Genomic DNA, 26117 nt, shown 5'->3' on the forward strand with positions numbered 1-26117 from the left:
GGCTAGCTGTGGCCGAGCTGTTCCTCGCCGAGCAGATCCTCGAGTTCCTCTTCGATCTGGCGCATCTCGTCGGGGAAGACCCAGCGCCGCATGGCCCAGAACCGGAACACCATCTGCAGGATATTGCCGATGATGAAGGCGCTGATGAAGTCGGTGATGTTCTCGGCGGTGAGGCTGATATTCGGCACCTGCAGGTGCAGCATGTACCGCGAGATCCACAGCGGTGTGAAGCTCAGCACCACGCCGATACCGCTGACCGCGAAGAACAGCAGGGCCTCGTGGTGTTTCTCCCGTCCGCCCCGATTCTCGAACGTCCATTCGCGATTGAGAATGTAGGAGGCGATCACCGCGATCACCCCGGAGATGATCTTGGCGGTTACCGGCTTCGGTTCCAGAATGGTCAATTTCAGGAAGTAGAAGATGCCGCTGTCGATGACGAACGTGGTGGCGCCCACGATCGCGAACTTGATCAGTTCGTGATGCCGGATCGCGAGATCCCGCAGCGGTGTGGGCAGCAGTTTTACCACGTCGTCGACAAATGACACGAGGCCGAGTCTACGTGCCCGCGATACCGGGTCGGCAACCCGCAGGCACGGGGCCCCGGGGCACCATGACAATATTGTCGAACGTGAGCGCACGTTCCTTCGATTCCTCGGCCATGCCCACGGTCACCATGATCGGTGGCGGTCAGCTGGCGCGGATGACCCATCAGGCGGCGGTCGCGCTCGGGCAGCGGCTGCGCGTCCTCGCCGAACGGCCCGACGACCCGGCCGCCCAGGTGACACCCGAGGTGGTGCTGGGCACCCACACCGACCTGGCCGCGCTACGCAAGGCCGCGGTCGGCTCGCACGCGGTGACCTTCGACCACGAGCACGTGCCCACCGAGCACCTGGAGGCGCTCATCGCGGAGGGCGTGAACGTGCAGCCGCCGCCGGGCGCGCTCGTCTACGCCCAGGACAAGCTGGCCATGCGCCGCAAGCTGGCGGAGCTGGGCGTGCCGGTGCCGGTGTTCACCGCCGTGGCGTCGGCGGCCGACGCCGTCGCGTTCGGTGACGAGCACGGCTGGCCCGTCGTGCTGAAGGCGGTGCGCGGCGGCTACGACGGTCGCGGCGTGTGGATGCCCGCCGATGCCGCCGAGGCCACCCGCATCGCCGACGACCAGCTGGCGCACGGTGTCGCGCTGCTGGCCGAGGCCAAGGTGGACCTGAAGCGCGAGCTGTCGGCCATGGTGGCGCGCTCGCCGTTCGGGCAGGCCGCCGTCTGGCCGGTGGTGGAGACCGTGCAGCGCAACGGCCAGTGCGCCGTGGTGATCGCGCCCGCCCCGGAGCTGCCCGAGCAGCGTGCCACCGAGGCGTCGGCCCTGGCGCTGCGGCTGGCCTCCGAACTCGGCACCACGGGCGCGATGGCGGTGGAGCTGTTCGAGACCCATGCCGGTGAGCTGCTGGTGAACGAGCTGGCCATGCGCCCGCACAACAGCGGCCACTGGAGCATGGACGGCGCGGTCACCGGCCAGTTCGAACAGCATCTGCGCGCGGTGCTGGACTATCCGCTGGGCGATACCGCGCCGCTGGCCCCGGTCACCGTGATGGCGAATATCCTCGGCGCGCCCGAAGCCCCCGCCATGTCCATGGACGAGCGGCTGCACCACCTCTTCGCCCGCATGCCGGACGCCCGGGTGCACCTCTACGGCAAGGGCGAGCGGCCCGACCGCAAGATCGGGCACATCAATATCCTCGGCGACGATGTCGCCGCCACACGCGAGCAGGCCGAGCGGGCGGCGCACTGGATGTCGCACGCGGTATGGACCGACGGATGGGATCCGCATCATGAGTGATACCGAGCGCACCGCGCCGCAGGTCGGCCTGATCATGGGCTCCGACTCCGACTGGCCGACCATGCAGGCGGCCGCGGAAGCCTTGGCGGAGTTCGGCATTCGCTTCGAGGTGGGTGTGGTGTCGGCGCACCGCACCCCGCAGCGCATGCTCGACTACGCCAGGGAGGCGGCGGGCCGCGGCATCCAGGTGATCATCGCGGGCGCGGGCGGGGCGGCGCATCTGCCCGGCATGGTCGCCTCGGCCACCCCGCTGCCCGTGATCGGCGTCCCGGTGCCGCTGAAGTACCTGGACGGCATGGACTCACTGCTGTCCATCGTGCAGATGCCCGCGGGTGTGCCGGTCGCCACGGTCTCCATCGGCGGCGCGCGCAACGCCGGTCTGCTGGCGGTCCGCATCCTGGCCGCCGCCGATCCGGACCTGCGCGTGCGCATGGAGCAGTTCCAGGCCGATCTGGAAAAGCTCGTCCTGGAGAAGGACGACGCCCTGCGCACCCGGTTGCTGGGATGAGCACGGCGGCCACCGCACCGCGAACTCCGTTCCGCGACAGCTGAGTTCGAGACCGCATGGGTGATTCCAGGGGCACGCCCGAGCGTGGCGACGGCACCGCGGCGCGGGTTCGCGACGCGACCGCCGGTGCGGCGAAGGCACGCGGCGGCGGGGGAGCCATCGCGACCGCGCGGCGGTTGACCGTGGTCGATCAGGCGTTGCGGTTGTTCGCCGAGAAGGGGTACGAGGCGACGACGGTCGATGAGATCGCGGAGGCGGCGGGGATCTCCCGGCGCACCTTCTTCCGGCAGTTCCGGGCCAAGGAGGATGTGGTCTTCGCCGATCACGAATCACAGTTGGCGCAGGCGCGGGAGTTCCTGGACGGGTGGGACGGCGATCCGTGGGCGGGTGTGCTCGCGGCGGTCGTCGGGGTGTTCGAGCGGTTCACGCAGTGGCGGGAGCTGGCGGCGCGGCGGTATCGCGTGGTGCGGCAGGTGCCCGCGCTGCGGGAGCGCGAGATCGTGACGGTCTTCCGCTACGAGCGGCTGTTCACCGACTACCTGCGCGAACGCCTGCGCGGCGAGTCGGATCTGGCGTTGGTGCAGTTCACCGCGGCGGTGACGGCGACGCACAACTATCTGCTGCGCCGGATGGTGCGCGGGGAGTCCGATGCGAGCCCGGCCGATCTGCGGGCGGCACTGGATGCCATTCCGCGGGGCGGTGTGGACGCCACGGACGAATCCGACCAGTTGGTCGTGGCCGTCTTCCCGCGCACGCTGTCGCCCCGGCAGGTCGCCGATCTGCTGGCCCGTCGCCTGGATACCCTGGACTGATCCGCACGTGTCGAATCTGACACTGCGTGCCACAGCCTGATGGGGTAGTAACCGCACGTGGCCGCGATTTGGCGGCGTATACTCGGCGACGGTTGGCACTGAGTGCCGAGATGCTGGAGATGGCGCTGGCGAGCAGCGGCGATCCGAAACCACGAACCAGGAGTGAACTCATGGCGGGCAACCCCGACTTCAATCTGTTCCAGCTCGAGGACTTCCACCACGAGCTGCGCGAGGCCATTCGCGGTCTGTCCGAGAAGGAGATCGCGCCCTACGCCAAGGACGTCGACGGCAACTCCCGGTTCCCGGAGGAGGCGCTGACCGCCCTCAACGCCGCCGGTTTCAACGCCGTGCACGTGCCCGAGGCCTACGGCGGCCAGGGCGCGGACTCCGTCGCCACGTGCATCGTGATCGAAGAGGTCGCCCGCGTCTGCGGATCCTCCTCGCTCATCCCGGCGGTGAACAAGCTCGGCACCATGGGCCTGATCCTCAACGGCTCCGAGGAACTCAAGCAGCAGGTCCTCGCCGACATCGTGGCCGGCAAGATGGCGTCCTACGCCCTGTCCGAGCGCGAGGCCGGTTCCGACGCCGCCTCCATGCGCACCCGCGCCCGCCAGGACGGCGACGGCTGGATCATCAACGGCTCCAAGTGCTGGATCACCAATGGCGGCAAGTCCGACTGGTACACCGTCATGGCCGTGACCGACCCGGACAAGGGCGCCAACGGCATCTCGGCGTTCATGGTCCACAAGGACGACGAGGGCTTCGTGGTGGGTCCGCTGGAGCACAAGCTGGGCATCAAGGGCTCCCCGACCGCCGAGCTGTACTTCGAGAACTGCAAGGTCCCTGGCGACCGCATCATCGGCGAACCCGGCACCGGCTTCAAGACCGCCCTGCAGACCCTGGACCACACCCGCCCCACCATCGGTGCGCAGGCCGTCGGCCTGGCCCAGGGCGCGCTGGACGCGGCCATCGCCTACACCAAGGACCGCAAGCAGTTCGGCAAGGCCATCGCCGACTTCCAGAACACCCAGTTCATGCTGGCCGATATGGCCATGAAGGTGGAGGCCGCCCGCCTCATGGTCTACACCTCCGCCGCCCGCGCCGAGCGCGGCGAGCAGAACCTCGGCTTCATCTCCGCGGCCGCCAAGTGCTTCGCCTCGGATGTGGCCATGGAGGTCACCACCAATGCCGTGCAGCTCTTCGGCGGCGCGGGCTACACCACCGACTTCCCGGTGGAGCGCATGATGCGCGACGCCAAGATCACGCAGATCTACGAGGGCACCAACCAGATTCAGCGCCTGGTGATGTCGCGCGCCATTCTGCGCTGAGCGGACCGCGCGGGATTTCGCACGCGCGGCCGAGAATCCGCGCGTGCAGCTGAAATCTCTTGTGTAGCCATGGGATAACTCCGGTGGCCGACCCACCGCTGGACTGCGGGGTGGACGGTTAGCCGGAGTTTTCCTTTTTATCCTTCGGGTGGCGGGGCTCGATTTCGGGGCTGTCCAGGCCGGGGTGAGGGGAGCAGTATGGTTCCATGGCCGGCGTCGAAATCAACGACAGGTTCGTCCGGCGCACGTTGGACAACGGGCGAGTGGAAGAGGTTTCGTGGACGGAACTGTCGGAGGTACGAATCATCACCACGGCGGACGGACCGTTCGCCGAGGACGTGTTCTTCGTGCTGATCAGTGCGTCCGGAAAAGGCTGTGTGGTACCGCATTCGGCGGCTGACACCGCATTCCTCGCCCGCCTGCAGGCACTACCCGGCTTCGACAACGAGAAGGTCATCGAGGCCATGGTCAGCACCACCGACCGGCAATTCCTGGTCTGGCGACGAGCGGCGTCCCGCCGCCACCGGCATTGACGCTAGGCCACCAGGTCCGCGTATTCCGGATTCTCGGCGATGAACTTCTCCACGTACCAGCAGGTCGGAATAATGCTGAATCCGGCCTCGCGGGAGTCGCGCAGCGCGAATTCCACCACCTGCGACGCCACCTTGCGTCCCCGGAATTCCGGGAAGGTCAGCGTGTGCTGGAAATCGCGGACCCGCACGTCCCCGTCCACGCGTTCGGCGTAGTCGGCGTAGCCCGCGAGGGTGTCGTCGAGATAGATCTCGTAGCGGGTGGCCGCGACATTGTGTTCGAGCCTGGTGGTCATGTTCGAGTGAACTCCCTTGTGACGAGGATTGTTCCGACGGCCCGGAACGGACTAGAGGACGGCTCCGGGGTTGAGGATGCCGTGCGGGTCGAGGGCGTGTTTGATGCGGCGGGTCAGGTCCATGACCTCGGGGCCGACCTGGTCGGGCAGCCATGCCTTCTTCAGGCGGCCGACGCCGTGTTCGCCGGTGATGGTGCCGCCGAGCGCGATGGCGAGGTCCATGATCTCTCCGAAGGCCAGGTGGGCGCGTTCGGTTTCGTCGGGGTTGTTCGGGTCGTGCACGATGAGCGGGTGGGTGTTGCCGTCGCCGGCGTGGGCGATGACCGAGACCAGCACCTGACGGCGGGCGGCGATGTCGGCGATACCCGTGACGAGGTCGCCCAAACGCGGTAGCGGGACGCCGACGTCCTCGAGCAGCAGCGGGCCTTTGCGTTCCACGGCGGGGATGGCGAAGCGGCGTGCGGCGCAGAAGGCTTCGCCTTCGTCGGGGTCGTCGGTGCGGAAGGCTTCGGTGGCTCCGGCTTTCTCGCAGGCGGTGAGCATGAGGTCGGCCTCGTGTCCGGCGTGCTCGCCGGGGGCGTCGGAGCGGGCGACCAGCAGTCCGGCGGCGTCGCGGTCCAGGCCCATGCGTAGTTCGTCCTCGACGGCGTTGACGGCGACGGAGTCCATGAACTCGAGCATGGAGGGCCGCAGCGTGCCGGTGATGGCGAGGATGGCCTCGGTGGCGGCGGTGAGGGTGGGGAAGGTGGCCACCACGGTGGACTGTGGGGGTTGGGCGGGCAGCAGCCGCAGGGTGAGTTCGGTGATGATGCCGAGGGTGCCCTCGCTGCCGACGAACAGCTTGGTCAGCGACAGTCCGGCGGAGTCCTTCAAGCGGGGTCCGCCCAGGCGTGCGATGGTGCCGTCGGCGAGGACGACTTCCATGCCGAGGATGTAGTCGGTGGTGACGCCGTATTTCACACAGCACAGGCCCCCGGCGTTGGTGGCGGCATTGCCGCCGATGGAGCAGATCTCGAACGAGGACGGGTCGGGTGGGTACCACAGGCCGTGTTCGGCGGCGGCGCGTTTGACCTCGGCGTTGAGTAGTCCGGGTTGGGTCACGGCGGTGCGGGTGACGGTGTCGACGGTGATGGCCCGCATGCGTTCGGTGCTCAGCAGCAGTGCGCCGTGCTGGGCGGTGGCTCCGCCGGAGAGTCCGGTGCCCGCCCCGCGCGGTACCACCGGCACCCGGTGTTGGTGGGCCCAGCCCATGATGGTGGCCACCTGTGCGGTCTCGGTGGGGCGGAGGAGGGCCAGGGCGACGCCGGCGTCGGGGTCCAGGGCCCGGTCCTGGCGGTAGCCGCCCAGGACGTCGGGATCGGTGACCACCATGCCGTCGGGCAGCAGAGCGCGAAGCGAATCGAGATCGGGGGCAGAGCTGTGCGGGTCCACAGTGGAGAAACTACGTGGCGAGCGCGCGGATGTGGGGAACCGGTCCCATGTCCATGCTCCTCGTCCGGCCGGTGGCGCGGGCGCAGTACACTGCGGGCCGTGTCCGATCCCAAGCTCGAAATCCAAATGCTGCACGACCGCGTCATGGTCAAGATCAATCAGGACGCGGGGGAGCGGCGCAGCAGCGGGGGCATTCTGATCCCGGCGACCGCGCAGGTCGCCAAGCGGCTGTCTTGGGGTGAGGTGTGCGGCGTGGGTTCGCACGTGCGCGCGGTGAGCGTCGGCGACCAGGTGCTCTTCGGGGCCGAGGATCAGTACGAGGTGGAGATCCAGGGGCAGGCGTACTACGTGCTGCGGGAACGGGACCTGCACGCCGTGGCGAACGAGCGCCCGGAGCACGGCACCGGTCTATACCTCTAGCCGCCGATACCGCCAGCCCACTTGCGCGCCACCCGCTTGCGTCCGATTCGCCGCATTCTTGGCAACTGTTAACCAAACATTCGCCATCGCGCGGGCGTGCGCGATTGCTCCGGCCATCGGCGTCGGCCAGCATCCGATCCCATGTCGCGCAATCGCCTGAACCCGGCCGGAGATATCCCCGATACCGGCATACCCGAGCCGCTCGCCGCTGGCATGACCATGGCCGAGCAGTACGAATGGCATCGGAGCTATCTGCGGCGGCACGCGGTCTCGCGGCGCGGCTTCCTGCGCGGGTCGGCGGCGGCCGCCGCGGTGGCGGCGGCGGGCGCGTCACCGTTCGGGGCGCGCGCCTACGCCGAGGAGGCGCGGCTGGGGGTGGGCGGCCTGCACGTCGGATATGGCGCGGACGCGGCGAGCCAGCTGCGATTCGCCGCGCAGCTGTCCCGGAATCCACACGGGGCCAAGGTATTTCTCGACCACGGGACGACACCGGCACTGGGGGCGAGCATCGAGGCCGAGGTGCGCAACCTGGTCACCCAGATTCCGAGCAGCGACGGGGGAGTGCTGGCCGCCGAACAGTTCTACGTGCACGCGCCCGTGGACGGACTGCCGGGCCGGATGCCGCACTTCTACCGCTGGCGCACCTCGGACGGCTTCGTCGGCGACATCCGCTCGGCCGCCACCGCCATGCCCACGGCGCGAGCGGCGGTGCTGCCCTTCCGCTTCACCATGATGGGTGACCAGGGAGCCGATGAAACGCCCTCGCAGCCAGCGGGTCTCGCGCCCGGTGACTACGACGACATGTACTACAAGGCCGACAACGATCCCACGGTGCGACACGCGGACAATATCGTTCGCCAGATCGCCGCCGCCCGACCGGATTTCCACGTGCTCGCCGGAGACATCGCCTACGCCGACCCCTCGGGTGCTGGTAAGCGGGCGCAGTTCGTCCCATCGGGCGGCAAGCCCGCCGGCGGTTTCGACAAGTTCAACCCGTACGTGTGGGACGTGTACCTGGGCGCGATCGAGGCCAGCGCCGCCACCACGCCGTGGATGTTCGCCACCGGCAATCACGACATGGAGGCCGCCTACGACACCCGCGGCTACGGCGGACACCTTGCGCGCCTGGACTTTCCGGGCAACGGACCCGCCGGGTGTCCCTCGGCCTACTCGTTCACCTACGGCAATGTGGCGGTGCTGTCACTGGACGCCAATGACATCTCCTACGAGATCAAGGCCAATACCGGCTACTCCGGCGGTGCGCAGACCGGTTGGGTGGAGCGCACTCTCGCGTCCTATCGTGCCGACCGAAATATCGACTTCATCGTCTGCTTCTTCCATCACTGCGCCTACTCCACCACCGAGGCGCACGCCAGCGATGGCGGCGTGCGCGATGCCTGGTGCGCTCTGTTCGACCGCTACCAGGTGGATCTGGTGCTCCAGGGCCACAATCACGTCTTCGAGCGCACCGACCCCATTCGCGGCGGCGCGGCCACCCGGGTGGCCGCCGACCGCGACATCGTCTATCCGGAGACCGACGGCACCGTTTATTACACCGTCGGTGGCGGCGGGCGACCCCGCTACGAATTCCAGCCCGGCTCCCGGGAGTCCTACCGCGGCAACGAGCTTCCCGACACCACGGTGCCGAACAGCTACGTCTGGACCGCGGACGGCGGCAAGCGCGACGAAGCGGCACCCTGGTCCCGGGTCCGCTTCCGCAACTACTCGTTCATCCAGGTGGATGTGCGCCCCGGCTTCTTCGCCAGCGAGATGGACGTGGTCGCCGTCGACGAGTACGGCCGCGAATTCGACAAGCTGACCTATCGCCGCCAGGTCCGCCCGTAACGCCGAAAGGCCCGTATCCCCTGGGGGTACGGGCCTTCCGACGGATCGCGGTCGAACTACAGTGCCTTGAGTTCCTCGGTGACCTCACCGACGGACTTCTTGGCATCGCCGAACAGCATGGAGGTGTGGTCGGCGTAGAACAGCGGGTTGTCGATACCGGCGAAGCCGGAGTTCATCGAGCGCTTGAGCACGATGACGCTCTTGGCCTTGTCGACATCGAGCACCGGCATGCCGTAGATCGGCGAGGCGGAGTCCTCGCGGGCGGCCGGGTTGGTGACATCGTTCGCGCCGATGACCAGGGCGACGTCGGTGCGGCCGAATTCGCCGTTGATGTCGTCCATTTCCTTCATGGCGTCGTAGGACACCTCGGCCTCGGCCAGCAGCACGTTCATATGGCCGGGCATGCGCCCGGCGACCGGGTGGATGGCGTACTTGACCTCGACGCCCTTGGCCTCGAGCAGGGCCGCCATCTCCTTGACCGCGTGCTGGGCCTGGGCCACCGCCATACCGTAGCCGGGCACCACGATGACCTGGTTGGCGTAGGCCATCTGGATGGCGGCGTCGGCGGCGCTGGTGGCCTTGGCCTGCTTCTGCTCACCGCCGGACGCGCCGGGAGCCGTTCCGCCACCGCCGAATCCGCCCGCCACGATGGCGGGGATGGACCGGTTCATGGCCTTGGCCATGAGGTTGGTCAGGATGGTGCCGGACGCGCCGACGATCATGCCCGCCACGATCATGGCGGTGTTGTTGAGCGCCAGACCCGCCGCGGCGGCCGACAGGCCGGTCAGCGCGTTGAGCAGCGAGATGACCACGGGCATGTCCGCGCCGCCGATGGGCAGCACCACCATGAGGCCGAGCACGCCCGCCAGCACCAGCACGGCGACCATCCACCAGCCCGACGCACCGCCGTCGGCGGCGGAGATGCCGATGACGGCCGCGGCGACAATGGATCCGGCCAGCAGCAGCAGGTTCAGCGGCTGCTGTAGTCGGCCGATGCCGATGGGCTTGCCGGGCAGGATCTCCTGCAGCTTGCCGAAGGCGATGAGCGAGCCCCAGAACGACACCGAACCGATGATCGCCGCGAACAGCGAGCCGATCACGATGTGCACGGTGGGTTCCTCACCGTGCTTGAAGTTCGAGAAGCCGCTGGTGTCCAGGAATTCCGCCCAGGCGATGAGGGCGACGGTGCCACCGCCGACGCCGTTGAAGGCGGCGACCAGCTGCGGCATCTCGGTCATCTTGGTGAACTTGGCCGGGGGCACACCCAGCACCACGCCGACGATCAGACCGGCGGCGATGATGATCCAGTTGCCGGTGTCGCGCACCGCGATCAGGGTGGCGGCCACGGCGAGGGCCATACCGACCGCGGCGATCCAGTTGCCGCGCACCGCCGTCTTCGGGCCGGTCAGGCCCATCAGGCCGTAGATGAACAGCGAGAAGGCGATGATGTAGAGGATATTGACCAGATTGTCCATGGCTTACTTACCCGCCTTCTCCTGCGCAGCGGGCTTCTTGCCCTTGAACATGCCGAGCATGCGGTCGGTCACCACGAAACCGCCGATGACGTTCAGGGTTCCGAAGACCACGGCGACGAACAGGATGATCTGCATCCCGATCGAGGGATCCTCCACCTTGCCCAGCACGACCAGCGCGCCCAGCACGACGATGCCGTGAATGGCGTTGGTGCCGGACATGAGCGGCGTGTGCAGGGTGTTGGGCACCTTGGAGATGACGGCGAAGCCCACGAATCCGGACAGCACCAGGATCGCGATATTCGCGAGAAGTTCGGTGTACATCAGGCATCAACCTCACGCGTGACGCAGGAATCCGCCAGCACCTGGTCCTCGAAATCCGGTTGCAGCGCACCGTCTTTCAGCATGAGTTCCAGGAGTGCGGAGATGTTCTTGGAGTACAGCTCGCTGGCGTGCTCCGGCATGGTGGCGGGCAGGTTCAGCGGCGAGCAGATGGTGACATCGTGCTTGACCACGGTCTTACCGGGTTCGGTGAGCTCGCAGTTGCCGCCGGTCTCACCGGCGAGGTCCACGATCACACTGCCGGGCTTCATGCCCTCCACGGCGGCGGCGGTGACCAGGCGCGGCGCGGGACGGCCCGGCACCAGCGCGGTGGTGATGACCACGTCGAAGCCCTTGATGGCGTCCTCGAGCGCCTGCTGCTGCTCGGCCTTCTCCTCGTCGGTGAGTTCGCGGGCGTACCCGCCCTCACCGGCGGCGTCGATGCCCAGGTCCAGCCACTGCGAGCCGACCGAACGCACCTGATCGGCGACCTCGGGGCGCACGTCGTAACCGGTGGTGCGCCCACCCAGGCGCTTGGCGGTGGCCAGCGCCTGCAGACCGGCCACGCCCACGCCCAGCACCAGCACGGTCGCGGGCTTCACGGTGCCCGCGGCGGTGGTCAGCATGGGGAAGAATCGGGTGGATTCCGACGCGGCCAGCAGCACGGCCTTGTATCCGGCCACATTCGCCTGCGAGGACAGCGCGTCCATGACCTGGGCGCGCGAGATCCGCGGAATCGCCTCCACCGCGAACGCCTGCACGCCCGCGGCCTTCAGCGCGTCGATCTTGTTCTCGGCATTGCGCGGGGCCAGGAAGCCGATCAGCGTCTGCCCGGCGGACAGCTTGGCGATCTCGGCGTCATTGGGCGGCGCGACCTTGACGATCACGTCGGCATTCCACGGATCGCCGATGGTCGCGCCCGCTTCGGTATACAGTTCGTCGGGAATGAGCGCGCCCAGCCCGGCGCCGGACTCGACGATCACCTCCACACCCTGCTTGAGCAGTGACGGAATGATCTTCGGCACCAATGCGACGCGTCGTTCGTCCGTGTTCGTCTCGCGAACCACGCCGACGCGCGCACCGCGGGGCGCATCGTGCTGTGCGCTCTGCGTTGTGTCCACTTGTCAAACTTCCTTCTCGTGGTGAGGCCGGACCGCCTGCGAACTTACCGCGCAGTAAGTTCTAGACAATTCTCGCAACCATACCCGGCTCGCGGTGAGCTTAGTGGAGATGGCTGTCACAGTGTGGGGTGAGCGGTGACCAGCGGCAAGTACGCACCTGCCAGGCAGGTTGCTTACTTTCGGGTGTGCCAGCAGGTGAGCGCGTCGCGCCCGCGCCCGGGGGTGTCGCGGCTCACTCTTACGCCGTAATCTCAGCGGGGTGAGTGGCTGCATCTTTTGCCGGATCGTGGCGGGCACCGCACCCGCCACCAAGATCCACGAGGACGACACCCTGCTGGCGTTCCTCGATATCCGGCCCATCACGCGGGGACATACGCTCGTCATCCCGAAATGGCACTCCGGCGACCTGGACAAGCTCGACCCGGCCCTCGGCGCGCGGCTGTTCGCCTTCGGTCACCGGCTCGCCAAGGCCATGCGACGCAGCGATCTCCGGGTGGACGGTGCGAACTTGCTGATCAACGACGGCAAGGCCGCCTTCCAGACCGTCGATCACGTGCATCTGCACGTCGTGCCCAGGCACAGCGGGGACAAACTCAGCTTCGCCAAGGGCCTGCTGCTGCGGCGACCACACGACCGCGACAGCACCGCGGCCGCCATTCGCGCCGGACTGGACCGGCTCGCCGACGAGGAGAAGGAAACCAACGCATGACCGACACCGTGCCGGACCGGGAGCGGATCACCGCCGATCTGTCCGATCAGTGGGACGCGCTCGCCCACCTGGTGGACGGACTCGACGAGGGCGGCTGGCGCACGGCGTCGTCGCTGCCCGGATGGACGGTCTTCGACGTCATCGCCCACATCATCGGCACCGAATCCATGCTGCTGGGTGAGCTGCCGCCCGAGGCGGACGTGACCGGACTCGAACACGTCCGCAACGAGGTGGGCGCGCTCAACGAGAAGTGGATCGAATCGCTGCGCCCGCTCTCCGGCGCGGAGCTGATGGTCCGCTACCGCGAGGTCACCGACCGCCGCCGCAAGGCCCTGGCCGCCATGGACGACGCGGCGTGGGCCGAACCGGTGCCCTCACCGGTGGGCATGGTGCCCTACGGGCGGTTCATGCGGGTGCGGATCTTCGACTGCTGGATGCACGAACTCGATATCGCCGACGGCCTGCGGGCATCGGTCGACGAGGGCGGCCCGCGCGCGGAGTCGGCCTTCCCGGAACTCGTGCTCGGCCTCGGCCGCGCCGCGGTCAAAGGCGCTGGTGCGCCCGATGGTTCGCGCATCACCCTCGAGATCGGCGGCGCCACACCGCATACCGTGCACCTGACGGTGGACGGCGGCCGGGCGCATCAGGTCGAGGCCCTCGACGGTCCCGCCACCGTGGTCGTCGGCCTGGACTCGGGCCTGTTCGCGCGGCTGCGCGGGGGCCGCACGGACGCGGCGGCGCACGCCGACGAGATCGCGCTCAGCGGTGACACCGACCTCGGCGACCGCCTGGTGCGCAGCCTGGCGTTCACCATCTGATTCCGTGCGCCTGTTCCTGTCCAGCTACCGATTCGGGGCGCACTACGACCGGCTGCTCGAACTGGTCGGCGCGCCGGGGCGGGTGGCGGTGATCGCCAATGCCTGCGATGCCTGGCCCTCGGCGTGGGCCAGCGCGGTGACCAGCGATCTGGTTCCGCTGCGCCGCTCGGGATTCGAGCCCGAGGTGGTGGACCTGCGCGACTACATGGGCCGCGCCGCGGACCTGGAGGAGACGCTCGCCGGATTTCCGATGGTATGGGTGCGCGGCGGCAACACCTTCGTGCTGCGCGCCCAATTCGCCCGCAGTGGAGCCGATCTCGCACTCCGGCGGCTGCTCGACGCGGACGCGCTCGTCTATGCCGGATACAGCGCGGGCGCCTGCGTCATGACCCCGGATCTGCACGGCCTGGAAGCCATGGACGATCCGGACGAGGTGCGCACGGCCTGCGGCGGCGATGTGCTGTGGGACGGACTGGGTCTGGTCGACCACCGCATCGTCCCGCATCTGGATTCCCCCACCGATCCCGAGGGACTGAGCCGGAAACTGTCCCAGGAGTACCGGATCGGCGGTATCGCGCACTGGGCGCTCACCGACGACGACGCGGTGATCGTCGACGGCGAGCGGCTCGAGGTGCTCGGCGCGGTCTAATCGCCCCGGTGGCGCAGGCCGTGGCCGACCGCGACGGCCGCGGCGAGGAACGCGCCGACGGCCAGGATGGCGAAGCTCGCCACATAGGCGTCCAGCGTCGGCACCCTGGTACCCGCGATGACGTGCGCCGACAGAATGGACGCGGTGACCGCGCCCGCGATACTGCCGCCCGCCGTGCGCACCAGCGAGTTGATGCCGCTGGCGATCCCGCTCTCGCTCATCGGCACGTGCCGCACCGCCAGTGTGCCGAGCGCCGCGTAGCCGATGCCGAAGCCGGTGCCCTGCAAGATATTCGAGATCACCATGTCGTAGCCGTGATCGTGGAACACCGCCAGCCAGGCCATGGACAGGCCCGCGAAGGTGGCGCCGATGGCCAGGGTGTAGGCGGGCCCGATGCGGGCGGCGATGCGGCCGGTGCGGAAGGAGAAGAACGTCATGAGCACCGCACTCGGAATGCCGTAGAGGCCGACCGCCAGCACCGAACCGGACAGGCCGTAGCCGACCTGATCGGCCGGGGTCTGGATGAAATTCGAGATCAGCGTGAACGATCCGAACAGGGCGAACCCGAGCAGCGCCGAGGCGAGGTTCGCCGACAGCGACTGCGGGCCCACCAGCAGCTGCAACCGCACCAGCGGCTGCTTCACCCTCAGCTCCACCAGCACCCAGATCACGGTCAGCAGCGCGGCGGCGGCGAACAGCGCCAGCACCGATCCGGAGGTCCAGCCCCAGCGCGGTCCCTGGCTGATGCCGAGCAGCAGGTTCACCAGCAGTCCGGCCAGCAGGGCCGCCCCGAGGAAGTCGGGTCTGCCGCCGTGGCGCACGCCGTTGTTCGCGGCGCTGACGTGGATCAGCACGGTGGCGGCCACGCCGAGGGCGGCGGTCAGCCAGAACACCGGGTGCGGATCGGTGGTGTGGTCGGCGATCACTCCGGTGACCAGCAGGCCGACCGTGCCGCCGATGCCCATGGTGCCGCTGACGACGCCGATCGCGCCGACCAGCCGTTCGCGCGGGAAGGTGTCGCGAATGATGCCGATGGCCAGCGGGATCATGGCCGCCGAGGTGCCCTGGAGGGCGCGGCCCGCGATGTAGACGCCCAGTGTCTCGGCCAGCGCGCACACCACCGAGCCGATGATGAGCAGGCCCATGGCGACCATGACCATGCGCTTCTTGCCGAACATGTCGCCGAAGCGGGACAGCAGGGGCGTGGCGACCGCGCCGGTGAGCAGGGCCGCGGTGAACAGCCAGGTGACGCCGGAGACGTCGGTGTGCAGCTGGCCGATCATGCGCGGCAGCAGCGGGATCACCACGGTCTGCTGGATCGAGACCACCAGCCCGGCGGCGCACAGGGCGAGCAGTGTCATGCCGAGGTGTGCCTTGGGACCGTTGTGGGTGGCGGTATCGGCCACAGCGGTGGAAGTCATGGGCGTCCTTGTGTATTACTTACCAAAATTAAGTAATTAGGTTTCGTAGGATAACCGCATGCCTCCTCCGAAGGCCACCTCCGCATCCGATCCCACGGCGACGGTCGGCGCGGCATCCGACGCCGTGGCGCACATCGTCGAACTGGAACGGGCCATGTCCCGGCTCGCGTACCTGCTCACCCGGGCCCGGCGGCACGACCGTGCCGTCACCGCCTCCGGTATCACCGTGGACCGGGCGAGTGTGCCGCTGCTGCGCATCCTCGCCGACGCCGACGCGCCGCTGCGTCTGGGGGAGCTGGCCGTTCGGCTCGATGTGGAGGCCCCGCATGTGACCCGGCAGGTGCAGCGGTTGGAGAAGAACGGGTTCGTGGGCCGGGTCGCCGATCCGGGCGATCGTCGGGCCCAGTTGGTCCGGCTCACGGATTCCGGCCGCGCCGCCGTGGACGCCATCCGCGCCGTGCAGCGCCGCTGGATGCGAGAAGCCCTGGCGGACTGGAGTTCCGAGGATCTGCGCACCCTCGCCACCCTCAACCATCGGATGCTCGACGACTTCGCCGAGCACACGCGCTGCCTGGACGAATCCGGAATCGCCTGAGCGTCAATCCGTTTCGGCGACCGGCCGCAGCGGCGCGGGCTGCCGGTCGGCGGGTGGAGCCACGATGCGGGCGAACCAGGCGCACACCAGCATGGCGGCCAGGGGGAACAGCATGGCGGTGGTGAGCGGGACGAGTTCGGTGAGCCAGCCGATGATCACCGGCCCGGCCAGCAGACCCAGATAGCCGATGCCGAAGACGCGGGACATATCGGTCGCCGCCGTCCTGGAGCCGAGATTGCCCGCCGCCGTGAACACCTGCGGCACCCCACCGGAGAGCCCGATCCCGCACAGCGCCCAGCCCAGCACGGTCGGCACCGTCCACGGCGACACCACGACCAGCAGGTACCCCGCCGCCGCCAGCAGCGACCCCCACCGCACCACGGCCACCGGCCCGAACCGCCCGCTGACCCGATCGGCGCACAGCCGCCCCACCGTCATGGCGACCGAGAAGGCCGCGAACGCCAGCGCCGCCGTCCCCGCCTCGACCCCGAGCCGCTCGCTCATCTGCAAGGCGCTCCAGTCACCGACCACCCCCTCCGCCATCAGCATGGCGAACGCCACCGCCGCCAGAGCCACCACCTTCCGCACGGTGGACGCCGCCGACGTGGACGGGCCGTGCTGCACGAAGCTCAACTCCGCCCGCACTTCGGCCTCGCTCGGGGTCGGCCCCTGCGCCGAGTGGGGTATGTCGGCGCGCGGATCGAGTGACGCGGCGGTGCGTGGCTCCGACGCTGCGGCGTAACCGTCGGCAGCGGGCGTCGAGTACTCCCGCGCGGTGGCCGTGTTCAGGTCTGGGCACGCGTGGTCCCGGCGGCTGGCCGGTAGCTCCTCGGGCCGCTCGAACGGTGCGGCGGAAACGGCAGCGGTCATGCTCGCAGCCCGTTCCCGCGCGCCGCCGGTGCGGGGCAGCAGGCGCGGCGCGGCGAGGGCGACCACGGCCAAACCCACGGCGGCGGTCACGATCATGGTCAGCCGGATATCCGATCCGCCGCGCTGCGCGGCGGCCCCGGCGAGTGCGCCCGCCAGCGAACCGCCGGAGAACAGGGCGTGGAAGGACGACATGATGGGGCGGCCGTAACCCGATTCCACCTCCACCGCATGGGCGTTCATGGCGACGTCGAGCGCGCCGAAGCCGATGCCGTAGCCGATCAGCGCCGCCGCCAGTGTGATCGGGCCGGTGGCGAAGGCAGGGCCGATGATCGCCACCGCGGTGAGGGCGGCGGCTACGGCGGTGACCGCGCGGCTGCCGAACCGGTCGGTGAGCGTGCCGGCGGCCTGCATACTGCCGATGGCACTGCCCGACATGAGCAGGATCAGCATGCCCAGGGTGGAATGCGACACCCCGGTCCGCTCCGTCACGGCCGGAATGTGCACGAACCACAGGGCGGACACCAACCCGTTCAGGCCGAACACCGCGAACAATGCGGTGCGTGCCGCGCGGAGCCGAGGAGCGGACGTCGGAGCGACCATCGGTCCGACGCTACCGGTCAGCGGAAGCTCCTCGTAACCCCCATCTTTCGCGGCATCGTCGACGCTCGGGACGGGGCTCCGAACTACTGTGCGGTTCGACCTGTTCGTCCTCGATTCTATTCGGGGGTACCGACACATTCGGCGATGCGCCCGCCGCCATCGCGGCCACACGACGGTACGTCCTCACCCGTATCGCCGATCACTTCGGCGGGCGACCGGTGCGGATGCCGCCGTTGTCCCGGCCAGATCCAGTACACCGCGAATCGGTGCGCCGATACATGGTTGAGAAGCGCCCGCGCATTTGCCATCGTCTTGTTGTGGACGCGTTGGCCAGCCTGCTCGAAGGACCCCGCGCGCGTGGCGCGTTCGTCATGCGGTCCTCGTTCGATCCGCCCTGGTCGCTGCGTATCCAGGACGAGGCGCCGCTGACCGTGGTGGCGGTGGTGCGCGGTGGCGGGTGGATCGTGCCCGACGCCCGCGACGGCAAACCCGTCGCTCCGCGTCGTCTGCGCACCGGCGATGTGGCCGTCTTCCGCGGCCCCGACCACTACACGGTCGCCGACGATCCGGGCACCGCCCCGCGGGTTCTCATCCATCCCGGTCAGATCACCACCACGCCCGACGGCGAGGTGCTGTGCGAGACGCTGAGCCTGGGCGTACGCAGCTGGGGCACCGCCGCCGACGCCGAGACCGTGCTTGTCACCGGGACCTACGAGCAGGAATCCGCCACCGGTCGGCGGCTGCTGCGCGCGCTGCCGCCCATTGTCGTGCTCGGCTCCGGCGAATTCGACTCGCGCGTGCTGGATCTGCTGGTCGACGAGGCCGCCAAGGATCTGCCCGCCCAGGGTGCCATGCTCGACCGCCTGCTCGACCTGCTGACCATCGCCGCGCTGCGGGCCTGGTTCGCCCGATCCGATGCCCCCGCCTGGTACCACGCCTACGCAGATCCGCTGGTGGGCAAGGCGCTGCGCCTCATGCAGCACAATCCGGCGCACTCGTGGACGGTCGCCGCGCTGGCCACCGAGGTGGGCGTCTCCCGCGCCGCCCTGGCCCGCCGATTCACCGAACTCGTCGGCGAACCCCCGATGGCGTTCCTCACCGAGTGGCGGCTGGCGCTGGCCGCGGATCTGCTGCACGAATCCGATGCCACGCTCGAGACCATCGCCCGCCGGGTCGGCTACGGCAGCGCGTTCGCGTTGAGCACGGCGTTCAAACGGCATTTCGGCGTGAGCCCGCGCGATCATCGCGACGCGGCGGTGCGGGAGCGCACGGCCTGACGCGGCGGCACGGTCGTTCGGGTCCGCGCCCGATCCCCGCACGGACCGTCGTCGAATCGAGCACCCGCGCGCCCGCCGCGCACCCTGCCACTATCGTCAGCGAGGTGACTTCGGAGCAGGATTACCCGGTGCTGTGGCCGGTTCCGACCCGCTGGGCGGACAACGACCATTACGGCCACGTCAACAACGTGACGTATTACTCGTACTTCGACACCGCGGTGAACGCGTGGCTGATGCACGCCACCGGCACCGATACGCGGGACCTACCCGCCATCGGCATCGTGGCGCAGACCTCGTGCAAGTTCCTGGGCTCCCTGAGCTTTCCGGACCAGTTGCAGGTCGGCATCCGCATCGCCCGGCTCGGGAATTCCAGCATCAGTTACGAACTCGCCATCTTCCGGGAGGCCGGGGATACGCTCAAGCTCGCCGCCACCGGTACTTTCGTGCACGTCTACGTGGACGAGGTGACCCGGCAGCCGATCGAGATCCCCGCCATCATCCGTGCGGCCGCCGAACCCCTGGTGGTCACCGAGATCCTGGAATCCGAGGCGGCCGACGCCTGACGCCCGCGCGGTGGCGGGACGCGCTTCCGCCACCGCGGTCCGGCGACCCGGTCGATCCCGGCGGGTCAGACCCGACCGAGCAGGGTGAGCGGATCCTCCACCAGCGCGGCCACACTCGCCAGGAAGCGCGCCGCCTGCTCGCCGTCCACCAGCCGGTGATCGAAGCTCAAGCTGAGCGTGGTCACCCAGCGCACCGCGATCTCGTCGCGGTGCACCCACGGCCGCTTCCGGATGGAGCCCAGGCACAGGATCGCCGCCTCGCCCGGATTCACCAGGGGCACACCGGTATCCACGCCGAAGACGCCCACATTCGTGATGGTGAAGGTGCCGCCGGTCAACTCGTGCAGGGTCGCCGTGCCGGATCGCGCGGCCTCGGCCAGACGGCCGATCTCCCCGCACAGATCCCGCAGGCTCAATGCCTGCGCCTCCGCGAGATTCGGCACCAGCAGCCCACGCTCGGTGGCGACCGCGATACCCAGATTCACGTAGTGCTTGGTGACGATCTCCTGATTCGCCTCGTCCCACACCGCATTGAGTTCCGGGAATTCGCTCAGCGCGACCAGCGTGGCCTTGGCGACCAGCGCCAGCGGCGTCAGCGAGAGACCCGCGAAGCTCGGCGTGCCGCGCAGGTGATCCAGCAGCTCCATGGATCCGGTGAAATCCGTGGTGACGAAGGTGCTGGCCTGCGGGATGTCCCGCGCGCTGGCCATCATCGCCGCCGCCGTGCGCTTGCGAATTCCGCTCACGGGCGTGCGGGCTTCCCGCCCGGCGGGCACCGGGCGCGACATTCCCGAATCCGGGCGCATGGACGGCACCGGTGGCGCGATGTGAATCGGCAGCTGCCCACCGTCGTCGCCGCGCCGCGCCACCCCGTCTCGGCCTGCTGCGCGGTCCGGCGCGTTCCCGGATATGGCCGCACCATCCGGTGCCGCCGCCTCTCGCACCCGCTGCACGTCGGCCACCATGATGGCCCCGTCGGGTCCGGTTCCCGTCACCGCTGCAAGGTCGATCCCCAACTCCCGAGCCAACTTCCGCGCCGCCGGTATCGCGGCGGGCCGCCCTGCCGCCCCGGCTCGCTCCCGGCCCAGCCCCTCCGTGCCGTCCCGAGCATCCCCTAGCCCGCGCATTCCGGAACTCCCGATCGCGTCGCCTGCCCCGCCCGCCGGGGCCGGGTCTGGGCCGCCGCCGGGTGCGCCCGGTTCCGCTACCGCGCCCGGGTCGGTACCCGTGGCATCCGTTCCTCGCGTAGTCGTGGCGCGGCTGGATGGCCTGCTGCCGAGGTCGTATGCCGCCGCAGCGGCACCGACGGGCGACACTTCGTCCGTTCCCGAAGGTGCCGCCGTGCTCCCGGCCACGGTCTCGGTGGCGCTTCCGCTCGGCGGGTGAGCCGTGGGCGTCGCCGCCGGCGCGGCATTGCCGTTCGAAGCGCTTTCGGCCGCTGCCGCTTTCGCCGCCGCGGCCCGTGCGCGCCGGGATTGCGGTTCGCTGTCGGGACCGTAGCCCACCAGTACCGATTGCCGCTCCGGCGTGGCGTCCACCCCGGCGATGCGGATCAGGGGTGCGCCCACCGGCACCGTATCCCCGGGCTCGGCGAGCAGTTCGAGTACCGTGCCCGCGTATGGGCAGGGCAGCGCCACCTGCGCCTTGGCCGTCTCCACCTCGGCGATGGTCTGGTTCAGTTCCACGCGGTCGCCGACCGCCACCGCCCACGACACCAGTTCGGCGTCGGCCAGACCCTCACCGAGGTCGGGCAGTCGGAACTCGAGAACCTGCTGATCTTCCACCGGGCAACCTCCGTGGCAGTACGGTCAGGCGGCTAGCGTGCGGTCGACCGCGGCGAGGACGCGGTCGGGGTCGGGCAGGTGGTGCCGTTCGAGCTTAGCGGGGGGATAGGGGATGTCGAAGCCGCCGACCCGCAGCACCGGAGCCTCCAGGTGATAGAAGCACCGTTCGGTGATCCGGGCGGCGATTTCCGCGCCCAGCCCGCCGGATACCGGGGCCTCGTGCACCACCACCAGCCGCCCGGTCTTGCGCACCGACTCCGCCACGGTGTCGAAGTCGATGGGCGACAGGCTGCGCAGGTCGATCACCTCCAGCGAATGGCCCTCCGTATCGGCGATCTTCGCCGCCGCCAGTGCGGTGGCCACGGTGCCGCCGTAGGCCACCACGGTGGCGTCGCTGCCGGTGACGCACACCCGGGCCCGGTCCAGCGGCAGCCCCTCGCCGCGGTCCAGCCGGTCGAAGTCCACGTCGGCCTTGTCCCAGTACCGCCGTTTGGGCTCGAAGAAGATGACCGGGTCGTCCAGCGAGATCGCCTGCCGGATCATGAGATACGCGTCGGTCGGAGTGCTCGGCGACACCACCCGCAGCCCCGCGGTATGCGCGAAATACGCCTCCGGCGACTCCGAATGATGCTCCACCGACCCGATGCCGCCGCCGTAGGGAATGCGAATGGTGATGGGAGCCACCACCTTTCCCTTGGTCCGGTAGTGGATCTTGGCCACCTGGCACACGATCTGGTCGAAGGCCGGGTACACGAATCCGTCGAACTGGATCTCGCACACCGGCCGCAGCCCGCGCAGCGCCATGCCGAAAGCCGTTCCGACGATTCCGGATTCGGCCAGGGGTGTGTCGATCACCCGGTTGTTCCCGAAATCCTTCTGCAGGGTGTCGGTGACCCGGAAGACTCCGCCGAGGCGGCCGATGTCCTCACCCATCAGCACCACCCTGGGGTCGTCCTCGAGCGCCCGGCGCAGGCCGACATTGATGGCTCCGGCGAATGTCGTCTTCATGACCGGGCTCCCTCCAGGTAGGCGAGGTATTCGCGGCGTTCCTGCTCGATCAGCGGATGCGGGGTGGCGTAGACGTGTTCGAACAGTTCCTCGGGTTCGGGGTCGGGCATGGCGAGGGTGGCCGAGCGCAGCCGCCCGGCCACGTCGTCGGCCCGCGCGGCCACCTGCTGTTCGAAGTCGCTGTTCCACAGCCCTTCCCGCTCCAGCAGCCGCCGGAGCCGGTCGATGGGGTCGCGGCGCTGCCACAGTTCGAGTTCCGCCGAGGTGCGGTAGCGGGTCGGATCGTCGGCCGTGGTGTGCGGCCCCATCCGATAGGTGATGGCCTCGATGAAGGAGGGACCGCCGCCCGCTCTGGCGTGGTCGATGGCCTGGCGGGTCACCGCCAGCACGGCGAGCACGTCGTTGCCGTCCACCTGCACGCCCGGAATCCCGTAGCCGATGGCGCGAGCGGCGAGCGGCGTGGCGCTCTGCACCCGCACCGGCGCGCTGATGGCCCAGTGGTTGTTCTGGCAGAAGAACACCACCGGCGCACCCCAGCTCGCCGCGAAGCCGAGCGCCTCGGCGATATCGCCCTGGCTGGTCGCGCCGTCGCCGAAGTAGGCGATGGTGGCTATCTCCGCGCCCTCCAGCTGCGCCGCGTAGGCGTAGCCGGTGGCGTGCAGGCCCTGCGCGCCCACCACGATGGCGGGATTGGTCATCTTGACCGCGTCGGCGTCCCAGCAGGAGTGCGCGACTCCGCGCCAGAGCCGGGTCTGCTGTTCCGGCGGCACGCCGCGCACGTGGGCGACGCCCGCCTCGCGGTAGCTGCAGAACACGTAGTCGTCGGGGTGCAGGGCGTGCGCCGAACCGATCTGGGCGGCCTCCTGGCCCAGCAGTGGCGGCCACAGTCCGAGTTGGCCCTGCCGCTGTAAGGCGGTGGCCTCCACGTCGATGCGGCGGGCGATCACCATATCGGTGTAGAGCTCGCGCAGGGTGTCGCCGTCGATATCGGCGATCAGCGGGGCGTGTACGCGATCGTGCACGCGACGGCCGTCGGGCTGTACGAGCTGCACCGGGTAGGTGGTCTTCTCGGGCATGGGTATCGCCTCCTCGAAGCACCGGTACACCGGGTCGCCGGGGGATTGTGTCCCGGTGGGCGAAGGTGTACGTGTCCTGTATCACACAGCTTCCTCGCTGGGGCGAACTGCGCAAGCCGACGCGCGGCAACTGTGCAGAATGCTCGGTAGATCGGGCTGGGCTCATGGCAAACTGATTCCTATGTCCAGTAGGGAGCCGGTGGGCGGGGCTATCGACGCCACCGATGCGCGCATGTTGCTGGAGCTGGTCGCCAACCCGCGCGCGACCGGTGTCGAACTGGCGGCGCGGCTGGGCCTGTCCCGCAATACCGTGCAGGCCAGACTGGCTCGCTGGGAGGCGGCCGGGCTGCTGGCCAGCGTCGAGCGGCGGGTGGACCCGCGGGCGCTGGGCTACCCGCTGGCGGCCTTCGTCGCGGTGGTGGTCGATCAGCATCGGCTCGATGCGGTGGTGGCCGAACTCGCCGAGATCCCCGAGGTCACCGAGGTGTGCGGGATGACCGGGCCGACCGACCTGACCGTGCGGGTGGTGGCGCGCGACGCCGACGACCTGTACCGCATCACCGGGCAGATCCTGAAGATCCCGGGTGTCGAGCGCACCAATATGGCCCTGGTCATGCGGGAACTGGTGGGTCCGCGCACGACCCCGCTGCTGGATCGGCTCGCCGGCGTGAACGGGGTGGCCGCCCGGGCCGTCGAGTGAGTCCCGGATACCGTGCCTTATGGACGTTTCGGGCAAGGTAGCCATTGTCACGGGTGCGGGTTCGGGGATCGGGGCGGCACTGGCCGCGACGCTGGTGGCCGCGCACGCGCGGGTGGTGCTGGCGGATATCGACTCCACAGCCGTGCGGGAGGTGGCCGATTCGCTCGGGGCGGCCGCGGTCGCGGTGGCGGGGGACGTCTCCGACGAGGCGGTGATTCGCGAGCTGATCGACCGGGCCGAGCGTGAATTCGGGCCGGTGGACCTGTATTTCGCGAACGCGGGCATTTTCGGCGGACGCGGCCTGGACAGTGCCGAGGCGCAGTGGGAGGCCGCGTTGGATGTCAATGTGCTGGCGCACGTGCGGGCGGCGCGACTGCTGGTGCCGGGGTGGCTGGAACGGGGCGGCGGCTATTTCGTCTGCACCGCCTCGGCGGCCGGGCTGCTCACCCAGATCGGTTCCGCCCCGTACGCGGTGACCAAACACGCCGCGGTCGGGTTCGCGGAATGGTTGTCGGTTACCTACGGGGACAGGGGTATCGCGTGAGTTGCGTATGCCCCATGGGTGTGGACACCGCGCTGCTGCGGGCGGGCGCCGAGAGCGCCGACGCGGCGGCCGCGGCGGAGACGGCGATCCGGGCCGTGGTCACGGCGGGCAAGGTGCTGTCCTCGGACGAGGTGGCCGACGCGATCCTCGCCGGTGTCGCCGCCGAGAGCTTCCTGATCCTGCCGCATCCCGAGGTGCTCGACATGTACCGGTTCAAGGGCTCCGATTACGACCGCTGGCTGGCGGGCATGCGGCGCTACCAGCATTCGCTGGAGAGCTGAACGGCCGCGACCAGCTTCTGGATTTCAGTCCAGTTTCGGGGGATTGGCTGGAGACCGGCGGTCCGGTCCGAGGTCAAAATGGCCCGATGAGCAGCACCGAAGTGGAGAACGAGACCACCGTCGCGGCCGCGCCGGGCCGGTCCGTCGGTCTCGGTCAGCCGATCGGGGCCGGGATCGTCACCGCGCTGGTGGGATTCACGAGTTCGTTCGCGGTGGTGCTGGCGGGCCTCACCGCCGTGGGTGCGACCTCGGCGCAGGCCGCCTCCGGCCTGATGGCGGTCTGTATCACGCAGGGGCTCGGGATCCTGTTCCTGAGCCGCCGCTACCGGATACCGATCACGCTGGCCTGGTCGACGCCGGGGGCGGCGCTGCTGGCCAGCACCGGGGCGGTGGCGGGCGGCTGGCCCGCGGCGGTGGGCGCGTTCGTGATCACCGGTGCGCTCATCGTGGTGACCGGATACTGGCAGCGGCTCGGCGCGCTCATCGCGGCCATTCCGGTGGAGATCGCCCAGGCCATGCTGGCGGGTGTGCTGTTGCCGCTGTGCCTCGCGCCCATGCGCGCGCTCACGGTCAGCCCGGCGGTGGTGGCGCCGGTGATCGTGGTGTGGCTGGTGTTGCAGCGCTACGCCGCGCGCTGGGCGGTGCTGGCGGCGTTCGCGGTGGCGGCGGTCGGCGCGGGGATCGAGATCGCGGTCCGGGGGCGCGGTCTCGAGCTGTCGGCGATGGTGCCCAGGTTCGAACCGACCGTGCCGCACTGGAGTTGGCAGGCGATGATCGGTCTGGCCGTGCCGCTGTACATCGTCACCATGGCGGCCCAGAACATTCCCGGCACGGCGGTCATGAGTTCGTTCGGGTACCGGGTGCCGTGGCGACCGGCCATGACCGTGACCGGGCTGGGCACCATGCTGGGCGCGCCCGCGGGCGGGCACGCCATCAATCTCGCCGCCATCAGCGCGGCGCTGGCGGCGGCGCCCTCCGCCCATCCCGATCCCAAGCGCCGCTGGGTGGCCGCGGCATCGGCCGGAGCCACCTACCTGCTGCTGGCGCTGGTCTCCGCCGCCCTGGTCGCCCTGGTGGCCGCCGCCCCCGAGGGCGTTCTGGAAACCGTTGCGGCCTTGGCGCTCATCGCCACCTTGGCCGCGGCGCTCACCGCCGCCCTCGCTCCCGCCGAACACCGCTCCGCCGCCGCCCTGACCTTCCTCGTCGCGGCCTCCGGCATCTCCCTGCTCGGTATCGGCGCGGCCTTCTGGGCGCTGGTTGCCGGGCTGGTGGTCCGCTGGTTCCTCCGCCCGCCGCTCTGAATG

The 26117-nt window shown here is 69.4% G+C and carries 26 protein-coding genes and 1 pseudogene; 16 read left to right on the forward strand and 11 right to left on the reverse strand.

The window, feature by feature from the left end; genetic code table 11:
* Positions 1–2 precede the first annotated feature (2 nt).
* Positions 3–545: a GtrA family protein gene (locus ON31_RS06805; protein WP_029925691.1), complete on the reverse strand. Its 543-nt coding sequence runs from the start codon at positions 543–545 to the stop codon at positions 3–5.
* A 65-nt stretch (positions 546–610) separates the two neighbouring features.
* Here ON31_RS06805 and ON31_RS06810 point away from each other — a divergent pair, with 65 nt between their 5' ends.
* The 5 genes from ON31_RS06810 to ON31_RS06830 all read left to right on the forward strand — a co-directional run bounded on the left by ON31_RS06810 (position 611) and on the right by ON31_RS06830 (position 5015).
* Entirely contained in the window at positions 611–1834 is a 1224-nt protein-coding gene (locus tag ON31_RS06810; RefSeq protein WP_039810489.1) for a 5-(carboxyamino)imidazole ribonucleotide synthase, read from the forward strand.
* Positions 1827–2342, forward strand: a complete 516-nt coding sequence (gene purE, locus ON31_RS06815) for a 5-(carboxyamino)imidazole ribonucleotide mutase (RefSeq protein ID WP_039810491.1) — start codon at positions 1827–1829, stop codon at positions 2340–2342. Before ON31_RS06810 ends, purE begins: the two co-directional genes overlap by 8 nt.
* A gap of 56 nt (positions 2343–2398) precedes the next feature.
* Complete coding sequence (locus ON31_RS06820) at positions 2399–3154, forward strand: TetR family transcriptional regulator (RefSeq protein WP_081592272.1); 756 nt, start codon at positions 2399–2401, stop codon at positions 3152–3154.
* Positions 3155–3324: 170 nt separating this feature from the next.
* Positions 3325–4482 (forward strand): acyl-CoA dehydrogenase, encoded by a 1158-nt coding sequence (locus ON31_RS06825; protein ID WP_039810597.1) that lies wholly within the window; start codon positions 3325–3327, stop codon positions 4480–4482.
* Positions 4483–4688: 206 nt separating this feature from the next.
* Positions 4689–5015, forward strand: a complete 327-nt coding sequence (locus tag ON31_RS06830; protein ID WP_039810493.1) for a hypothetical protein — start codon at positions 4689–4691, stop codon at positions 5013–5015.
* A gap of 2 nt (positions 5016–5017) precedes the next feature.
* On the opposite strand, the gene ON31_RS06835 is transcribed toward ON31_RS06830, so the two are convergent.
* The gene (locus tag ON31_RS06835) at positions 5018–5308 is read right to left on the reverse strand and encodes a GNAT family N-acetyltransferase (RefSeq protein WP_039810494.1); all 291 of its coding nucleotides are present in this window, start codon (positions 5306–5308) and stop codon (positions 5018–5020) included.
* Between the two features lie 51 nt (positions 5309–5359).
* Positions 5360–6679, reverse strand: a complete 1320-nt coding sequence (locus ON31_RS06840) for an FAD-binding oxidoreductase (RefSeq protein ID WP_051036948.1) — start codon at positions 6677–6679, stop codon at positions 5360–5362.
* A 159-nt stretch (positions 6680–6838) separates the two neighbouring features.
* Here ON31_RS06840 and ON31_RS06845 point away from each other — a divergent pair, with 159 nt between their 5' ends.
* Together ON31_RS06845 and ON31_RS06850 are read left to right on the forward strand one after the other, a co-directional pair.
* The gene (locus ON31_RS06845) at positions 6839–7159 is read left to right on the forward strand and encodes a GroES family chaperonin (RefSeq protein WP_039810499.1); all 321 of its coding nucleotides are present in this window, start codon (positions 6839–6841) and stop codon (positions 7157–7159) included.
* Between the two features lie 141 nt (positions 7160–7300).
* Positions 7301–9004 (forward strand): metallophosphoesterase family protein, encoded by a 1704-nt coding sequence (locus ON31_RS06850; protein WP_039810501.1) that lies wholly within the window; start codon positions 7301–7303, stop codon positions 9002–9004.
* Between the two features lie 56 nt (positions 9005–9060).
* On the opposite strand, the gene ON31_RS06855 is transcribed toward ON31_RS06850, so the two are convergent.
* Genes ON31_RS06855 through ON31_RS06865 form a run of 3 tightly spaced genes read right to left on the reverse strand, consistent with a single transcriptional unit; the run spans position 9061 to position 11918 of the window.
* The gene (locus tag ON31_RS06855; RefSeq protein WP_039810503.1) at positions 9061–10479 is read right to left on the reverse strand and encodes an NAD(P)(+) transhydrogenase (Re/Si-specific) subunit beta; all 1419 of its coding nucleotides are present in this window, start codon (positions 10477–10479) and stop codon (positions 9061–9063) included.
* Between the two features lie 3 nt (positions 10480–10482).
* Positions 10483–10800 (reverse strand): NAD(P) transhydrogenase subunit alpha part 2, encoded by a 318-nt coding sequence (locus tag ON31_RS06860; RefSeq protein WP_029925713.1) that lies wholly within the window; start codon positions 10798–10800, stop codon positions 10483–10485.
* Positions 10800–11918, reverse strand: coding sequence for a Re/Si-specific NAD(P)(+) transhydrogenase subunit alpha (locus ON31_RS06865; protein WP_039810505.1), 1119 nt, complete (start codon positions 11916–11918; stop codon positions 10800–10802). Before ON31_RS06865 ends, ON31_RS06860 begins: the two co-directional genes overlap by 1 nt.
* Before the next feature lie 259 nt (positions 11919–12177).
* On the opposite strand from ON31_RS06865, the gene ON31_RS06870 reads away from it, so the two are divergent.
* The 3 genes from ON31_RS06870 to ON31_RS06880 are packed head-to-tail and all read left to right on the forward strand — an operon-like array spanning position 12178 to position 14094.
* Positions 12178–12627, forward strand: coding sequence for an HIT family protein (locus tag ON31_RS06870; RefSeq protein ID WP_029925716.1), 450 nt, complete (start codon positions 12178–12180; stop codon positions 12625–12627).
* Complete coding sequence (locus ON31_RS06875) at positions 12624–13445, forward strand: maleylpyruvate isomerase family mycothiol-dependent enzyme (RefSeq protein WP_039810507.1); 822 nt, start codon at positions 12624–12626, stop codon at positions 13443–13445. Before ON31_RS06870 ends, ON31_RS06875 begins: the two co-directional genes overlap by 4 nt.
* A gap of 4 nt (positions 13446–13449) precedes the next feature.
* Positions 13450–14094, forward strand: a complete 645-nt coding sequence (locus ON31_RS06880) for a Type 1 glutamine amidotransferase-like domain-containing protein (RefSeq protein ID WP_039810509.1) — start codon at positions 13450–13452, stop codon at positions 14092–14094.
* On the opposite strand, the gene ON31_RS06885 is transcribed toward ON31_RS06880, so the two are convergent.
* Complete coding sequence (locus ON31_RS06885) at positions 14091–15515, reverse strand: MFS transporter (protein WP_039810511.1); 1425 nt, start codon at positions 15513–15515, stop codon at positions 14091–14093. The two genes, ON31_RS06880 and ON31_RS06885, sit on opposite strands and share 4 nt — an antisense overlap.
* A 58-nt stretch (positions 15516–15573) precedes the next feature.
* Here ON31_RS06885 and ON31_RS06890 point away from each other — a divergent pair, with 58 nt between their 5' ends.
* Positions 15574–16110, forward strand: coding sequence for a MarR family winged helix-turn-helix transcriptional regulator (locus tag ON31_RS06890; RefSeq protein ID WP_172544795.1), 537 nt, complete (start codon positions 15574–15576; stop codon positions 16108–16110).
* 3 nt (positions 16111–16113) lie between these two features.
* On the opposite strand, the gene ON31_RS06895 is transcribed toward ON31_RS06890, so the two are convergent.
* Entirely contained in the window at positions 16114–17580 is a 1467-nt protein-coding gene (locus ON31_RS06895; protein WP_039810512.1) for an MFS transporter, read from the reverse strand.
* Between the two features lie 317 nt (positions 17581–17897).
* Between ON31_RS06895 and ON31_RS06905 the strand changes: the two genes are divergently transcribed.
* Positions 17898–18857, forward strand: a complete 960-nt coding sequence (locus ON31_RS06905) for an AraC family transcriptional regulator (RefSeq protein WP_039810517.1) — start codon at positions 17898–17900, stop codon at positions 18855–18857.
* Between the two features lie 104 nt (positions 18858–18961).
* On the forward strand, positions 18962–19420 hold the full coding sequence (locus ON31_RS06910) for an acyl-CoA thioesterase (protein ID WP_029925728.1): 459 nt from the start codon (positions 18962–18964) through the stop codon (positions 19418–19420).
* Positions 19421–19485: 65 nt separating this feature from the next.
* Here the strand turns inward: ON31_RS06910 and ON31_RS06915 are convergent, their stop codons facing one another.
* Genes ON31_RS06915 through pdhA form a run of 3 tightly spaced genes read right to left on the reverse strand, consistent with a single transcriptional unit; the run spans position 19486 to position 23288 of the window.
* Positions 19486–21204: a dihydrolipoamide acetyltransferase family protein gene (locus tag ON31_RS06915; protein ID WP_039810519.1), complete on the reverse strand. Its 1719-nt coding sequence runs from the start codon at positions 21202–21204 to the stop codon at positions 19486–19488.
* Positions 21205–21228: 24 nt separating this feature from the next.
* A complete protein-coding gene (locus tag ON31_RS06920; protein ID WP_039810522.1) occupies positions 21229–22212 on the reverse strand; it encodes an alpha-ketoacid dehydrogenase subunit beta in 984 nt (327 codons plus the stop codon).
* Positions 22209–23288: a pyruvate dehydrogenase (acetyl-transferring) E1 component subunit alpha gene (gene pdhA, locus ON31_RS06925; RefSeq protein WP_039810525.1), complete on the reverse strand. Its 1080-nt coding sequence runs from the start codon at positions 23286–23288 to the stop codon at positions 22209–22211. The genes ON31_RS06920 and pdhA overlap by 4 nt, the downstream gene beginning before the upstream one ends.
* 181 nt (positions 23289–23469) lie before the next feature.
* Between pdhA and ON31_RS06930 the strand changes: the two genes are divergently transcribed.
* The 3 genes and pseudogenes from ON31_RS06930 (at position 23470) to ON31_RS06940 (ending at position 26114) form a co-directional block, all read left to right on the forward strand.
* On the forward strand, positions 23470–23988 hold the full coding sequence (locus ON31_RS06930; RefSeq protein WP_029925734.1) for an Lrp/AsnC family transcriptional regulator: 519 nt from the start codon (positions 23470–23472) through the stop codon (positions 23986–23988).
* Between the two features lie 19 nt (positions 23989–24007).
* Positions 24008–24813, forward strand: a pseudogene (locus ON31_RS06935) (SDR family oxidoreductase).
* Between the two features lie 86 nt (positions 24814–24899).
* The gene (locus ON31_RS06940; protein WP_081592274.1) at positions 24900–26114 is read left to right on the forward strand and encodes a benzoate/H(+) symporter BenE family transporter; all 1215 of its coding nucleotides are present in this window, start codon (positions 24900–24902) and stop codon (positions 26112–26114) included.
* Positions 26115–26117 lie beyond the last annotated feature (3 nt).

Origin of the sequence: Nocardia otitidiscaviarum NBRC 14405 (assembly GCF_000308635.1) — a bacterium.
GTDB classification, from domain to species: domain Bacteria; phylum Actinomycetota; class Actinomycetes; order Mycobacteriales; family Mycobacteriaceae; genus Nocardia; species Nocardia otitidiscaviarum.